This window comes from Marispirochaeta aestuarii, from assembly GCF_002087085.1.
GTDB lineage: Bacteria > Spirochaetota > Spirochaetia > JC444 > Marispirochaetaceae > Marispirochaeta > Marispirochaeta aestuarii.
The window spans coordinates 281,530-295,364 of the sequence record NZ_MWQY01000002.1; the positions used below are offsets into that span (position 1 = coordinate 281,530).

The following is a 13,835-nucleotide window of genomic DNA, read 5'->3' on the forward strand; positions in this document are numbered from 1 at the left end:
CCTCCTGCCTTAGTCCTTTTTTTCAGAGGACATTGATTTTCGAATATCATCTAGAGCGTTGTTCAGATGCAGCGTCATGGCCTGTTCCGCCTTCTGCGGGTTTCGGGAAACGATTGCCTCAACAACTTCCTTATGTTCAGCTACGGTTTTTTCGATACGTCCCGGGGTATGCAGGCTGGATATCCATCCTTCAGACAGGGAGTCGGTCATTGCCTTCATGAGGAAGTAGAGGGTCCTGTTCTTGGTTGCCTTTGCCAGGAGACGATGGAACTCCTCGTCACACTTGATGATACCGGCGGTATTGTTGCTTCCGGAAAGCTGTTTGAACTTGTCACAGACCGTCGTCAATGATTCAATATCCTGCTCATCCGCCTTTTCCGCAGCGTAGGCCGCTGCTTTCGGATCGATCATCAATCTGACCTCAAAATGTTCAACGATGGATTGGGCATTATTCCTGAGCCAGCCGGAAAACGCGGAAAAGGGATCTTCCACGGAATCGGTAATAAAGATTCCCCGCCCATGTTCCACCCTTACCTTTCCCACGGCCTCCAGGATACGAATCGCTTCGCGAATGGAAGAACGGCTCACATTGAGTTTGGCGGTAAGCTGGTTTTCGGAGTAGAATTTGTCCCCCGGATTAAAACCATCCTTGACGATCATCTCTTTTATTGCGTCGATAACCTGTTCGGAAAGCCGGATCTTCGTTATAGGTTCCATGGAGCTCCTCCGCTCATCTACTCTTATACTCATCAGACAAGTTGATTCTATCCCAGCTTTTCCGGCAGGTCAAGGGAAAGTTTTGAAAAAGGGTGGTGTTCCGAAACGTGGGGATAAAAACCGGTTTATCAGGCAGCTGTAACAAGTTAGCTGAAAACGCCACTCTAATCCGGTATTTTTTCCAGATACATCGTGTGACATCGCTAATATGAATACCTGTCCCCACGATTCGGGACAGTACATTTCTACACTGCAACAATTAGCCGGGACTTGATATGCCGCGGAATCTCCCCTATTCTTGATCGCAGCACAAAATACGGGAGTAACGGGTGAAAATATTGATACTCGGCGGGGCAGGATACATCGGCAGCCATGTTGCCAGGGAGTTTCTTGATAACGGGGCGGAGGTTACGGTATTCGACAACCTCTCCTCGGGACTGCGGGAGAACCTCTTCCCGGAAGCCTCTTTTATCCACGGATCAATACTTGATTACAATGCTCTTCGTCTGGCAATGGCCGGAGGCTTTGACGCCCTGGTTCATCTGGCGGCATTCAAGGCTGCCGGAGAATCCATGTCGGCTCCGGAGAAATACTCGGTAAACAATATTTCCGGGACCATCAATATTCTCAATGCCGCCGTGGAGACCGGTATCAGGCGCTTCATTTTCTCCTCATCCGCTGCTGTTTATGGCGAGCCCGAGTATCTCCCCATTGACGAAAAGCACCCCCTGAATCCGGAGAACTACTACGGTTTTACCAAGCTGGAGATTGAACGCATGCTCACCTGGTACGAGCGGCTCAGGGGAATAAAGTTTGCCTCCCTGCGCTACTTCAATGCCGCCGGATACGACGCCTTCGGGCGCATTCCCGGTCTTGAGCAGAACCCGGCGAATCTGCTGCCCGTCATAATGGAGGTCGCTGCGGGTGTCAGGTCCTCCCTGTCGATTTTCGGCAACGACTACGACACAGCCGACGGAACCGGAATCCGGGACTACGTGCACGTCAGCGACCTGGCACGGGCTCACTATCTTGCCTGCGACTATCTCGAGGCGGAAAACTCATCCATTACCGTAAATCTCGGCAGCGAAAGCGGCTTGAGCGTCATGGACATTCTTGAGGCAGCCCGCAGGATCACCGGAAAGGTGATCCCGGCAGAAATATGCCCGCGACGGCCGGGGGATCCGGCCAAACTGGTCGCATCCTCCCGGCTCGCCCGGGAACGTCTGGGGTGGGAGGCACGGCACAGCGATGCTGAAAACCTCGTCACCACATCCTGGCGGGTATACGCTCCGGAGCCTGTTTAAGTCCGCTCAGGGACGTACTATGTACTCCCAGGGGTTCAGGAGCAGGCGTACGTACTGGGAACGCTTGTAGATCTTCGGGTCCTTGTTATGTCTGGCATCCAGGCTTCCCCGGAAGTCCTTGATTGACTCGTAGCCTTTGGACCGCATCCAGCGTTTCAGTTCATCGTTGATTTCACCGATCAGGTCCACAGAGTGACGGTATATACCGCTTACAATCTGTACCGCATCCGCACCGGCAAGTATCTGTTTTTTCACTGTATCAGCCTTTTCGATTCCCCCGGAGGCGCAGATGGAGGCTCCGATCTCTCCGGAAAGCAGTCCTGCAAAGCGGAGGGGAAGCTGGTACTCATTTCCGGTACTCAGATTATAGCGGTAATCGTTCTTGAGGTTCGCCGGATCAATGTCGGGCTGGAAAAAGCGGTTGAAAAGTACGACACCCTCAACACCGGCGGCGTCCATCCGCTTGATGATATTCAGGGGATTGGTGTAATAGGGACTGAGTTTAACCGATACGGGAACCGAAACAGCCTTGACTACAGCCTGTACGATCTTGACCTGTTCATCCTCGATCTGTGAAGCCGTCAGCTCCGGATCGGTGGGGAGGGAATAAAAATTGAGTTCCAGGGCATCAGCGCCGGCCTCCTCCAGCTTTTTGGCCCAGGGGACCCAGGTAGACTGTGTAACAGCGTTGAGACTCGCGATAACCGGAATATTCAGGGCCTCCTTTGCCTTCTTGACCCACACCAGGTGTTCATCCACACCGGAATACTCGAGGTCGGGAAAGATATCGGTCATTTCGGCATGCCAGTCATCGTACTGGACCATGTCCTCATCATGGCGATAGTGCTGCAGCTGGATCTGTTCTTCAAAAAGGGACGAGATCACCACTGCACCTGCTCCCGCTTTTTCCGCTTTCTTTATCGAGTCGATGTCGCTGGTCAAGCGTGAAGCACCGACGATAACCGGGGACTTAAGTTCAAGACCACAATAGCGTGTTTCGATCATCTTTTCTCTCCTTATTCTCTATCTTTCCGATATACTTAAAGGTCTTTATGCTTAGACGAATAGTCAAGTTCTAATAAAAAAAACCCGTTCCTCCCCGGAACGGGTTCAGAGAGCGCCGCAGACGGGAGCTACAGTTTTTTATGACAGAACCACCAGTCATAGCCTTCGTAGCGGGAGAGTCTTTTCGCAGCTTCTTCGGTACTTCCGGGAGGGGGAATGATTACCCGGTCTCCAATCAATTCATTATCGGGCCAGCCCGCGGGTACGGCGACTCCCTTGGAGTCCGAGATCTGCAGGGCCTTTACGGCACGAACGACTTCATCAATATTCCGGCCAATCTCCTGAGGATAATAGAGGACAAGCCGCACTTTTCCTTCAGGATCGCCGACAAAGACAGCCCGAACGGTATTTGTCCCCTTTCCGGGGTGAAGCATTCCCATTTTACCGGCAATCGAATCATTGGCAGCTACAACAGGATAGGTAATCTCCACGCCGAGTTCCTCTTTTATCCATTCAACCCATTTGATATGGCTGAATACCTGGTCAACGGACATACCGATCAGTTTGACTCCCAGCTCATCAAACTGCTCAATGCGCTTCTGGAAAGCGACAAATTCGGTTGTACAGACCGGGGTAAAATCAGCGGGATGACTGAAGAGAACAAACCAGCTCCCTTTAAAGTCCCCGGGAATGTTCATCCGTCCATGGGTGGTGTTTACCTGTAATTCCGGAAAGTCATCCCCCAGCAAAGGCATCGTTAGTGCATGTTCTTCCATAGAGTTGCTCCTTATCGCATTTTTGTTTGGAATCGCTTAATAGTAATAGTTACTATTATAAGTGTCAATTAGGCCAGCCTAATTTTACTCTATTTTGTTCAGTTGCAAGATAGTCTCCGGGCGGCTACAATAAGGACATCTCCCACCTTCAGTGAAGGGATACATCAACAAGGAAGGGATTATGGAAAAAGGAATGGCCCATATAATCTCCGGTTTGGGTGATCTTGAGGAACGCATCCGGGATTTACGAGAAATAATCCTCGCCAACCTGGTGATGCTATCGGAAATTCCCGCCCCCACCTTCAGTGAAGCGGCCCGGATGGAGTTCCTGGTCAACCGTTTTACCGAGCTTCAGCTTCTTAACTGTTCCACCGACGAGGTCGGAAACGGCCTGGGCATCATACCCGGAGAGACGGGGGACCGGAACATTCTGATCGTGGGACACATGGACACGGTTTTCGACGCCAAGGTTGATCACACAATAACCGTGGAACCCCATCGGATCATAGGTCCAGGAGTCGGGGACAACGGACTGGGACTGGCGGTTATTGCAACGCTTCCCCTGGTTCTCCAGCATCTGAACATAAAACCAAAGAGCAATATAATCCTGATGGGCAGCGCCCAGTCCCTGGGTATGGGCAATATCCGGGGCCTGAGGTTTTTCCTCGACCATACGGATCTTCCCATAAATGCCGGAATCTGTGTGGAGGGGGTCAAACTCGGGAGGATCTCCTATTCTTCCATAGGTATGATGCGCTGCGGTATCAGCTTTTCCGTACCCGAGCAGTACGACTGGACCCGCTTTGGCGCGGTGGGCGCCATAGTAACCATAAACGATGCCATAAACCGTATCCTGGAAATCCCCCTGCCCAAGCGTCCGAAGACCAACATCGTTCTTGGATCGATCAGCGGGGGTACCGGCTTCAACACCATAGCGACCCAGGCTTCCCTCAAGTTCGAGATACGTTCCGAGTCCGGACGAATGGTCAAGAATATCGGCCAGAAGACCGAGTACATTGCCCACGAGGTCGCGAGTCACTCCGGGGCTGATGTCGATTTTCGCATCTATGCCCAGCGGCGGCCCGGGGGAATCCCGTTTTCCCATCCCCTGGCACGAACCACCCGGGAAATAATGAAGGCCCTGGATATCCCCCAGCGCATTACCCCCTCCACCTCGGAACTCTCGGCTTTTATCGACAAAAAGATTCCGGCGGTAACCCTTGGACTCACCAACGGCGAGAACCTCAACCAGATGAACGAGACGATCGATATAGAACCGATATTCAAGGGAGTGGCGCAGCTTCTGGGGCTTATTCTCGCCATTGACGGAGGACACTGTGACGAATCTAAATGAATGGCTTAATAATAACACTTACCATCACTCACAGTTCTGGGACTTGAAGCAGCTGGTCAAGGAAAAGGAGAAACAGGGAATAAGCGTCTCCCTGTGCATTCCGACCCTCAACGAGGAGAAGACCATCGGCAAGGAGATCGTGGTTTTCAAATCGGAACTGGTAAACCGCTATCCCCTGCTGGATGAGATTGCGGTGATCGATTCCGGCAGCGACGACAAGACCCTGGAGGTCGCCGCATCCTTCGGTGCGGATACCTATCTGAGCTCCGAGATTCTGCCCGACCTTGAACCCAAACGTGGCAAGGGAGAGAACCTGTGGAAGGCAATATACCAGCTGAAGGGAGACATAATCGTCTACATCGACGCGGATATCAAAAATATCCATCCCCGTTTTGTTTACGGGCTTGTGGCTCCCCTGATCTATCGGCCGGAGGTAAAATACGTCAAGGCTTTCTACGACCGGCCACTGGCCTTCAGTCAGGGAGTCAGACCCTCCGGAGGCGGACGGGTCACGGAAATACTGGTGCGTCCTCTTTTCAGCCTCTTTCTGCCGGAACTGAGTGCCATAATTCAGCCCCTGAGCGGGGAATACGCCGTCCGCAGGTCCGTGCTGGAGGAGATCCCCTTCCCCATCGGTTACGGAGTGGAAACCAGCCATCTGATAGACGTCCACCAGATCTACGGCATGAGCGCCTTTGCGCAGACCGACCTTGACCAGCGGGTCCATCGCAACCAGCAGACCAGGTCCCTGGGACGAATGTCCTTCGGCATCCTGCAGACCTTCCTTTCCCGATTGCAGAAGCTCGAGATTATCGGACAACTTCCGCCCCTGGAAACCGTTCTGCGTCAGTTTCAGGTCCATGACGAACGTTTCGAGGCCGTGGAGCATCTTATCGTGGAGGAAGAACGGCCGCCCATGCTTGACATCCCGGCGTACCAGGAAAAAAAGAAGGCTCTGCAGAAATCCGCAAAAAAAGGAACCCGAAAAAAACGAAGCGGAGAAGAAAAACAGACAGCGGGATAATGAATCCTCAACCCTCTGCTCCGGGCAGCCGAAGATTAATCTGTACAGCTGAAGCCATTAAGATACAGGGGTAAGAATACCGGATGGACGATAGCATGAACTCAGACGAAATCTACTCACGGTTATCCGCTGTCCGGGAGCAGTACATGAGCTGCTTTGATCAGACCTGGTTTCGTATTCTTGCAGAAGAATGCCCCATGGAACGGGGTCTTCAGGGAGAAATCCGGCTATTTCTTGATTCTCCCCGGGACGAGCTGGAAAAAAAGGACCTGCTGTACGGGGTTTCAAATCTGGAACACTTTGTCCGCATAATAGAAGCCTATCTTCTGCCCAATATCAAGGAGCTCCTCGGGGTCTCCGGGCTGCGTCCGGACCGACGGCTGAAGAACAGGGACCAGTATGTACATCATCGTCTGCTTGCCGAGGTCCTGCCGTATAACGTTTCGGTGCTGAAAAGCCGGGTGGGAGAGCTGAAAAAGGCTGCCGGAACCTGTACCCCTCCGGTTCTTCCCGAACTGCCGGAGTATCGCAGCGCCTGATTCCTCTTCGACCACTTGCGGGCTCCGGTAACGGAAGTTATACTCCTATCTGCATGAACCTTCTTCAACTCACAGAAAAACTTGCAGCAGAAGTGGAAACACTGAAGTTTGACGGAAAAGTCGCCGCTGTTTACAATCCCCTCCGGTATGCGGAAAAACCGCACAGTGAGTATCTGAAACGTTACGGAGGGGGAAAAAAACGGGTACTGTTTCTGGGAATGAATCCCGGCCCCTGGGGCATGGCCCAGACCGGTGTACCCTTTGGCGAAATCGATGCAGTTCAGAACTGGCTCGGTATCCGGGAAAAGGTTGGCAAACCTCAAAGGGAACACCCGAAGCGCCCGATCGAGGGATTTGAATGTACAAAAAGCGAGGTCAGCGGACGCCGCCTGTGGGGTCTTTTTCGGGAAAGGTTCGAATCCCCGGAGGCTTTTTTCCGGGACCATTACGTCGCCAATTACTGCCCCCTGGTCTTCATGGAGGAATCCGGCAAGAACCTGACTCCTGACAAGCTTCCCGCCCGGGAGTCCGCGGCGCTGTATACTATATGCGACCGTTATATCGCAGGACTGATTGAACTGATGCGGCCCGAGTTTCTGATGGGTATCGGCAAGTTCGCTGCCAGACGCCTTTCCGACATCGCCTCAGATATGCCGGTAGAGCTGATCCGGGGATGTACCATCGACTCTGTTCTCCATCCGAGTCCTGCGAATCCCGCCGCCAACCGCGGCTGGTCCGAAGCGGCGGAGAAAAAACTGAAGGCCATCGGAATCTGGAAATAGACTCTCTTATGGCAAACAGAAGGGGATCGTACCCGGCGGAAATCGAAAAGCGCCTGCATAATTCTATACACAACAGACTCAGGGAAACAAAAGTCGCCGGCAGCGGGGCTTCGGCGGTACTTTTTCTGCTGTCTGAAAACCAGAAGCAAGAATTATCCCTGGTGCTGACAAAGCGTTCGGCCCTTGTCTCCCAGCCGGGAGACCTCTGCAGTCCGGGAGGAAGGGTTTCCCCGGTCCGGGACAGGCTGATAAGCCGCCTGCTGATGCTCCCGGGGATGCCCCTGAAGAGCTGGAAAACCTGGAAGAATATCCGAAAGCAGGATCAAAAAACCGCCGAATCCGCAGCAATGCTGGTATCTGCCGCTCTGAGGGAGACCTGGGAAGAGATAGGCCTCAATCCCTTCCGGGTGGAGCTCCTCGGAATACTGGAACCGCGACAGCTGACTGTCTTTGACAAGACGATTTTCCCCGTCTGCGCCTGGACCCGCACTATCCGAAGGCTACGGCTCAACCGGGAGGTGGAAAGCATCCACTGGATACCCCTTTCCCGGCTGCTTGACCCCGCAAACTACGCGGCCTACACCATTCGCTCGGTTCAGGCAGTCTCCGGAGACCAGGCGCTGGAAAAGAAAACCATCTGCTACCGCCACAGGGAAGGAGAAAGGGAGGAGATTCTCTGGGGCGCGACCCTGGGGGTCACCCTCTCTTTCCTGAAGACTGTCTACGACTTTTCTCCACCGTCCAGGGAGACACTTCCCCTGGTGGAGGATGTATTCAGTGAGAATTACTTTGGAGGGATTTAAGCCTCATCCTGCAAGATACTCGTACACCCCCTGGGGGATGCTGATTCCTTCCCGCCGGGACTTCTGCATTGTCTGGTTTTCAATTTCTCCGGGAATCATAACTCTCGAAAAACCCTCTGCGGGAGCCTGGCTGTGAAGCTCGTCTATCATCCTCTGGGTAGTCTCGAGATATGCATCTCCCCCGAATACAGCCGGATCAATTACGAGGATGAAGTTTGACAGATCCCGGGATTTATCCATGTCGCCGTACATCTTTGTCAAATGCGGGCCGAAAACTCCTCCTATCATGAGACCGGTAAGGGCTTCAACCATAATATTGATGCCATAACCCTTGGCCCCGCCGAAAGGAAAGAGGGATTTTGCCGCATTGGGATCCGTCGTGGGGTTCCCCCGGGAATCCACGGCCCATCCCGCCGGAATGGGCTGCTCCTTTTCCCGGGCGTAGAAGATCTTGCCGAAGGCTACTTCGCTGGTGGCCATGTCCAGAAGTATGGATTCCTTTTTTCCCGGAAAACCGAAGGCGAAGGGATTGGTCCCGAAGAACGCCTGCCTTCCCCCGAAAGGGACCACACAGGCATCGGTATTGACCATTACCATGGCCGCCATTCCGGCATTCAGGGCCATCTGCACATAATAGGCCAGGGCCCCGCAATGGCTGTTGTTGCGGATTCCCATCATACAGATTCCCTCGGTTCCGGCAAGCTTTATGGCTTCGGCGCATGCAAAGCGGGTTGTGACATGGCCGGCTCCCCCCTGGGCATCCACGAGGCCGATGGAAGGTTTGAGCATCTCCACCCTAAGCTCAGGATTGCGGTTCATACCGCCGGATTTTATCCTGTTTACGTAGTGCTCGACCCGCAGGACCCCGTGGGAATGAACCCCCCGCAGATCGGCAAAGACCAGGACATCGGCGATAACCTCCGCATCCTTCCGGGGGATATCAACCTCCAGCAATCGCTGGACTACAAGTTTCTTGAGTTCGTCTTCGTTTATGCTGACCATACATACTTCCATTCCGGTTTTCTTCAATTATAGGATATAAACGGTCTGGAGGGAATAAAAGTCCGCCCGGGAACACGACCCGGGCGGTTAAGCATCTTTTTACAGGAATTCCGGCATAAACAATCGGGGCAGGAACATCGTCAATCCGGGGAAAACGATAATTGCCGAGAGTACCAGAAGCATAATGGCCAGGAAGATCCCGACCTCCTTGATTGCGTCCATACTGTTTATTCCGCCGATTTCACTGGATATCAGCAGACACAGTCCGTAGGGAGGTGTAATCAGCCCGAAACTTAATGCCACGATACCGGAAATGGCGTAATGCAGAGGATGGATGCCCGCGTGCTCCGCCAGGGGCATCAGCAGGGGCGTCATTATAACGATGGCCGGAATTGCATCCATGAAGGTTCCGACAATAAGAAAGAGCCCGACGATAATAAAGAGCATCACCGTTGGGGAGCTGGTAATATAGCCGATGGCCTCCACCATGTAGGCGGGCAGGCGATAGTAGGCCAGAACCCAGCCGTAAATTGATGCTGTTCCCACCGCGAAGAGAGAGAGGCCCCCAAGCTTTGCCGTTTCAAGGAGCAGACCGGAAACCCTTCCCGGTTTTATTGTCCGATAGACAAACAGCGCCAGGAACAGGGCGTAGGCTACCGCCAGCAGCGAAGCCTCCGTGGGGGTAACAAAGCCGCCCACTATACCGCCGATGATTATAACCGGAGTAATACCCGGCAGTATGGCGGCCTTGAAACTCAGCCCAAGTTCCTTCCAGTCCATGGCGTGTTCCTTGGGATACTTTCTCTTGATGGAAAAGATGTGTACCAGTCCCATCTGAGAAAGGGCGACCATAACTCCCGGAACGAACCCTGCGAGAAAGAGGGCCGCCACGGAGGTGTTGGACACGCCGCCCCAGACAACCATGATAATGCTGGGCGGTATAATCACCCCCATTACGCTGGAACAGGCGGTAACCGCAACGGTGAAGAACCGGTCGTATTTTTCCTTTATCATGGCGGGGATCAGCACCGATCCGATACCGGCGGCATCCGCAGTGGAAGATCCGGATATGCCGGCAAAGAACATGCTGACAACAACATTTACATGGGCAAGCCCGCCGGGCAAATGCCCCACCAGGGCCTTGGAAAAGCGGATCAGCTTGTTGGTAATTCCCGAGGCGTTCATTACATTTGCGGCCATGATAAAGAAGGGGACCGACAGAAGAATGAAGGAATCGTAGGACTTCAGCATCCGCTGCAAAAGCATTACGGGAGTCAGCCGGGGTTCCACGAGCAGAACCGGCACAACCGCCAGGGCCAGGGCATAGGCAACAGGAATTCGTAATACGATAAGCAGGATCAGACCGCCAAAAAGCAGAATGCCGACTATGGCTGGATCAAATATCACGGTAGTTCCCCCTCTTCAGGTTCTTGCTGCTTTGGCAGGCCTTTTCCAGTAATCAGCCGTGCGACCTGCTCAATAAGAAAGATGGTCCAGGTAAAACCCGCGAACGGGACCGAGGCATGAATCCAACCGAGATTTATGCCCGTCAGCTCTGACTGCTGAATGGTACCCATCTTCCAGTACCTGAACCCGAAGCGCAGGAAAATGTAGGAAACAGCAAACAGAAGAACATAGTAAAGAATGTCGAGGACCAGGTTGACCTTTGGGGACAGGTTGCGGGGCAGAAAGTCGACGTAGAAATGCCTCCGCTCCCTGAGCCCGATCATGGACCCGAGAAAGATCACCCAGATCAGCGACATTCGCGCCACCTCTTCCGCCCAGAGATAACGGGGAATAAAATGGATATAGCGGCCCATGATCTGCAGCGCGACGGAAAACATGAGCAGGTACATGAGCAGAATAATTACCGCATTTATAATACGCACATAAACATCCAGAATCTTTGTAAACATGGGAGTATTCCTTCCAGAAGATTTGACAGGAAGATAGAACAGGACAGGCAGCATGCAGCCGCCTGCCCCGGTTTCAGGCCGACCCTGGGGGTCAGCGCATGCTGTCTACATTCGCAAGGATCTCTTCAGCGCCGATTTCCTTGGCGAAAGCTTCAAGAGCCGGCCGTGCAGCAGCCTGCATCCTGGCCAGGTCCTCCGGAGGAAGTTCGATCAGCTTGATCTTGCCTTCGGCTTCCATCTCTTTCAGGGCCTCGGCGTCTTCCCGGGTTTCCGTAGCACGGTGCCAGGCAGCGGCCTCTTCTCCTGCCTTCAGAATGGCGTCCTGGAGCTCCTTCGGGAAACTCTGGAAGCGCTTTTCGCTGAAGAAAAGGGGCCGTACGGTAATAGCATGCCGGGTAAGCACGATATTCGGGGCTACCTCGTAGAATTTCATGGAGCGCAGTGCCGCCGACTCATTCTCGAGACCGTCAACTACACCGGTTTTGATTCCGTTATAGACCTCGAGATAATCCAGAGGAGTGGCCTTGAATCCGACTGCGTTGAAAACATTTGCCTGAATGGGAGATCCCATTACACGAAGCAGGATATTGGGAAAGTCCTCAGTTCCCTTTACAGGCTGGTTCAGAATCAGGTTCCGGGTACCGCCGCCGCCGTATCCAACGATGCGCAGCCCCTTCTTGATCAGGTCCTCTTTTATAGGGGCAAAGGCATCTTCACTGAGGGCTCTGTCCCAGTGGTCCAGGTCCTTGAACAGGAAGGGAGGATCCATAAAGGAGACCCTCTTGTCCCAGGTAGCGGCCCAGGAGGGAGCGGCAATGGCGAAATCGACGGAGATACCTTCGATCATGAACTCTACAAAGTCCTTCTCCTGACCAAGATCACCGGAGTGGTGTACCTCAATTTCGATGGGACCATCGTAGTATTCTTTAACCTTTTCGGCGAAAACCTCCATCATCCTGTAGAACACATAGTCGGCAGGAAGGTGGGTGGCACCCACCAGGCGGATGGGTCGCTCGGCACCGGCTTCTCCCTGGGCCCCGGCGAACAGGGTCCCGAATCCGATGATCAGCACAAGGGACACAATTAAAAACTTCTTCATACAACCTCCTTTACGGATTGTCCAAAATAAATATGCTTAATTGTAATCGCCAAAATTCAAAACCGCAATCTTTTTAGGTAAACAATCTGATATTTTCTGGAACAAATATCCGAGAAATTTCGAATACAAAAAAACAATCCGCAAAAAGCATTATACAAAGTGAATAGTTTCACGGCATCCTGCTTTTCAGTCCAGAACAGGCAGCATATCAGCGGCATGAGTCAGGACGGTAATACCCGAAGAGGATCCTTTGCGTTTCAAAGCTTCGTCCAGGGCCTCCTGCACAGAGGAGAAATGGATAAACCCGAGTTTATCCGCCGTTTCCTTATCGATTCCGTGGGAAACAATAAAGACAGTCTCCCGTTCCTTTACCTGGGCCCAGGCGATAGCCAGGGCAGCAGCGACCTTGTCCCTGACCTCTCCCCTCTCCACCATTTCACGGAGTCTGCCTGAGGATTCTCCGGTTACTTCCAGAATATCATCATGGGTCATGGCCACACCTTCGTAACAGGGGGTAACGATAATGATGATACCCTTTTCCTTAACCGCCAGGTCCGAGGGATACAGGGTCTTGTGGGCCTGCCAGAACTCTATGTCGCAGGGATGGGAACTGGAAACAACAATATCCGCGGCTTGCGGGATGTTGACGGAAAAGACCTTTTTTGACCGCTCCACACCCTTTCGAAACGCGGCCTCCACATCACCGAAAAAAGCTTCCACCACCTCGCCGTAGCGATTCAGGACGGTATTGAATATGATATTCAGACCGACTTTTCTGGCTATGGAATCGAGCTCCCTGCGTACGGGGTTCTCGAGGACCCCCAGGTAGGAGCGCGGGGCCCGGACGGACAGCAGATGGGTCTCTGCTGTGGTATCCTCACCGGACACTCCCGGCTGTATAATCTTTGAGCCCCCGGCAAAGCCTGGAATATGGTGGGGAACGATGCTGCCGACACCGATTACGAAATCCGCTTCACAGACCTCCCGGTTTATCATGATTTTCGTACCATTTTCCGTCGTCCCAAGATCCACAAGACTATCAAGGTCCCTGAAGGGATGGTTCCTGATTGTAATGCGGCGTACAACCTCGGGACCGAATTTCTTAAGGATCTCCTCGTCCGTCATGAAGCGGTGGGTCCCCAGGGCAATAATCAGGGTAATCGCGCCGTCCGGGACACCCGCGGCATTCAAGGCATCCAGAACAGGAGGCAGAATCAGATCAGCAGGGGTAAGACGGGTGTTGTCGTCGGCTACAATGACTACCCTCTTTTTCCCCCTGGCCAGCTCATCCAGCCTTCCGGATCCGATGGGGTTTTCCAGAGCCCGCCGGACTTCCCGGCGGATATCGGAAACGGGAGGCACCTCCTCCGGGGAATAGACCCCGATGATGTTTTCTTCAGGGATATCTACACCGACCTCCGTATCGCCGTAGGGAAGACTTACATGCCTGGTTTTCATTTTGTACCTCCTGAGGGGATAAGCATAAAAAAGAGGCCCGCTTTCGCGGGCCCTTA

14 protein-coding genes are annotated in these 13,835 nt (G+C 53.2%); 6 read left to right on the top strand and 8 right to left on the bottom strand.

The genetic code is table 11. The features are described from left to right. Positions 1-9 precede the first annotated feature (9 nt). Positions 10-717: a FadR/GntR family transcriptional regulator gene (locus tag B4O97_RS02775; protein WP_158084118.1), complete on the bottom strand. Its 708-nt coding sequence runs from the start codon at positions 715-717 to the stop codon at positions 10-12. Between the two features lie 329 nt (positions 718-1,046). Here B4O97_RS02775 and galE point away from each other — a divergent pair, with 329 nt between their 5' ends. Continuing rightward, positions 1,047-2,021 (top strand): UDP-glucose 4-epimerase GalE, encoded by a 975-nt coding sequence (gene galE, locus B4O97_RS02780; protein ID WP_083048094.1) that lies wholly within the window; start codon positions 1,047-1,049, stop codon positions 2,019-2,021. Between the two features lie 6 nt (positions 2,022-2,027). Here galE and B4O97_RS02785 read toward each other — a convergent pair whose 3' ends face one another. Together B4O97_RS02785 and B4O97_RS02790 are read right to left on the bottom strand one after the other, a co-directional pair. Then, on the bottom strand, positions 2,028-3,026 hold the full coding sequence (locus B4O97_RS02785; RefSeq protein ID WP_083048096.1) for a dihydroorotate dehydrogenase-like protein: 999 nt from the start codon (positions 3,024-3,026) through the stop codon (positions 2,028-2,030). A gap of 128 nt (positions 3,027-3,154) precedes the next feature. Further along, positions 3,155-3,802: a peroxiredoxin gene (locus B4O97_RS02790; protein WP_083048098.1), complete on the bottom strand. Its 648-nt coding sequence runs from the start codon at positions 3,800-3,802 to the stop codon at positions 3,155-3,157. A 181-nt stretch (positions 3,803-3,983) separates the two neighbouring features. On the opposite strand from B4O97_RS02790, the gene B4O97_RS02795 reads away from it, so the two are divergent. From B4O97_RS02795 to B4O97_RS02815, 5 genes are all read left to right on the top strand, one after another. Further along, on the top strand, positions 3,984-5,156 hold the full coding sequence (locus tag B4O97_RS02795; RefSeq protein WP_083048099.1) for a M20/M25/M40 family metallo-hydrolase: 1,173 nt from the start codon (positions 3,984-3,986) through the stop codon (positions 5,154-5,156). Continuing rightward, positions 5,140-6,180, top strand: coding sequence for a glucosyl-3-phosphoglycerate synthase (locus B4O97_RS02800; RefSeq protein ID WP_233142882.1), 1,041 nt, complete (start codon positions 5,140-5,142; stop codon positions 6,178-6,180). The genes B4O97_RS02795 and B4O97_RS02800 overlap by 17 nt, the downstream gene beginning before the upstream one ends. A gap of 95 nt (positions 6,181-6,275) precedes the next feature. Next, positions 6,276-6,719, top strand: coding sequence for a hypothetical protein (locus tag B4O97_RS02805; RefSeq protein ID WP_083048103.1), 444 nt, complete (start codon positions 6,276-6,278; stop codon positions 6,717-6,719). A gap of 92 nt (positions 6,720-6,811) precedes the next feature. Beyond that, positions 6,812-7,501, top strand: a complete 690-nt coding sequence (locus tag B4O97_RS02810) for a uracil-DNA glycosylase family protein (RefSeq protein ID WP_233142883.1) — start codon at positions 6,812-6,814, stop codon at positions 7,499-7,501. 8 nt (positions 7,502-7,509) lie between these two features. Continuing rightward, positions 7,510-8,304 (top strand): NUDIX hydrolase, encoded by a 795-nt coding sequence (locus B4O97_RS02815; RefSeq protein WP_158084119.1) that lies wholly within the window; start codon positions 7,510-7,512, stop codon positions 8,302-8,304. Positions 8,305-8,307: 3 nt separating this feature from the next. On the opposite strand, the gene B4O97_RS02820 is transcribed toward B4O97_RS02815, so the two are convergent. From B4O97_RS02820 to B4O97_RS02840, 5 genes are all read right to left on the bottom strand, one after another. Then, positions 8,308-9,306, bottom strand: coding sequence for an Ldh family oxidoreductase (locus tag B4O97_RS02820; RefSeq protein ID WP_233142884.1), 999 nt, complete (start codon positions 9,304-9,306; stop codon positions 8,308-8,310). Between the two features lie 99 nt (positions 9,307-9,405). Beyond that, entirely contained in the window at positions 9,406-10,713 is a 1,308-nt protein-coding gene (locus B4O97_RS02825) for a TRAP transporter large permease (RefSeq protein WP_198947004.1), read from the bottom strand. Continuing rightward, entirely contained in the window at positions 10,710-11,222 is a 513-nt protein-coding gene (locus B4O97_RS02830) for a TRAP transporter small permease (RefSeq protein WP_158084120.1), read from the bottom strand. Before B4O97_RS02830 ends, B4O97_RS02825 begins: the two co-directional genes overlap by 4 nt. 91 nt (positions 11,223-11,313) lie before the next feature. Further along, a complete protein-coding gene (locus B4O97_RS02835; protein WP_083048114.1) occupies positions 11,314-12,321 on the bottom strand; it encodes a TRAP transporter substrate-binding protein in 1,008 nt (335 codons plus the stop codon). 186 nt (positions 12,322-12,507) lie between these two features. Further along, the gene (locus tag B4O97_RS02840; RefSeq protein WP_083048116.1) at positions 12,508-13,779 is read right to left on the bottom strand and encodes a nickel-dependent lactate racemase family protein; all 1,272 of its coding nucleotides are present in this window, start codon (positions 13,777-13,779) and stop codon (positions 12,508-12,510) included. Positions 13,780-13,835: the final 56 nt, after the last annotated feature.

Bases quoted from the DNA above. Each gene is read 5' to 3' on its own strand.
- B4O97_RS02775 (WP_158084118.1), bottom strand. From the start codon at position 717: ATGGAACCTATAACGAAGATCCGGCTTTCCGAACAGGTTATCGACGCA.
- B4O97_RS02785 (WP_083048096.1), bottom strand. From the start codon at position 3,026: ATGATCGAAACACGCTATTGTGGTCTTGAACTTAAGTCCCCGGTTATC.
- B4O97_RS02790 (WP_083048098.1), bottom strand. From the start codon at position 3,802: ATGGAAGAACATGCACTAACGATGCCTTTGCTGGGGGATGACTTTCCG.
- B4O97_RS02795 (WP_083048099.1), top strand. From the start codon at position 3,984: ATGGAAAAAGGAATGGCCCATATAATCTCCGGTTTGGGTGATCTTGAG.
- B4O97_RS02805 (WP_083048103.1), top strand. From the start codon at position 6,276: ATGAACTCAGACGAAATCTACTCACGGTTATCCGCTGTCCGGGAGCAG.
- B4O97_RS02815 (WP_158084119.1), top strand. From the start codon at position 7,510: ATGGCAAACAGAAGGGGATCGTACCCGGCGGAAATCGAAAAGCGCCTG.
- B4O97_RS02820 (WP_233142884.1), bottom strand. From the start codon at position 9,306: ATGGTCAGCATAAACGAAGACGAACTCAAGAAACTTGTAGTCCAGCGA.
- B4O97_RS02830 (WP_158084120.1), bottom strand. From the start codon at position 11,222: ATGTTTACAAAGATTCTGGATGTTTATGTGCGTATTATAAATGCGGTA.
- B4O97_RS02835 (WP_083048114.1), bottom strand. From the start codon at position 12,321: ATGAAGAAGTTTTTAATTGTGTCCCTTGTGCTGATCATCGGATTCGGG.
- B4O97_RS02840 (WP_083048116.1), bottom strand. From the start codon at position 13,779: ATGAAAACCAGGCATGTAAGTCTTCCCTACGGCGATACGGAGGTCGGT.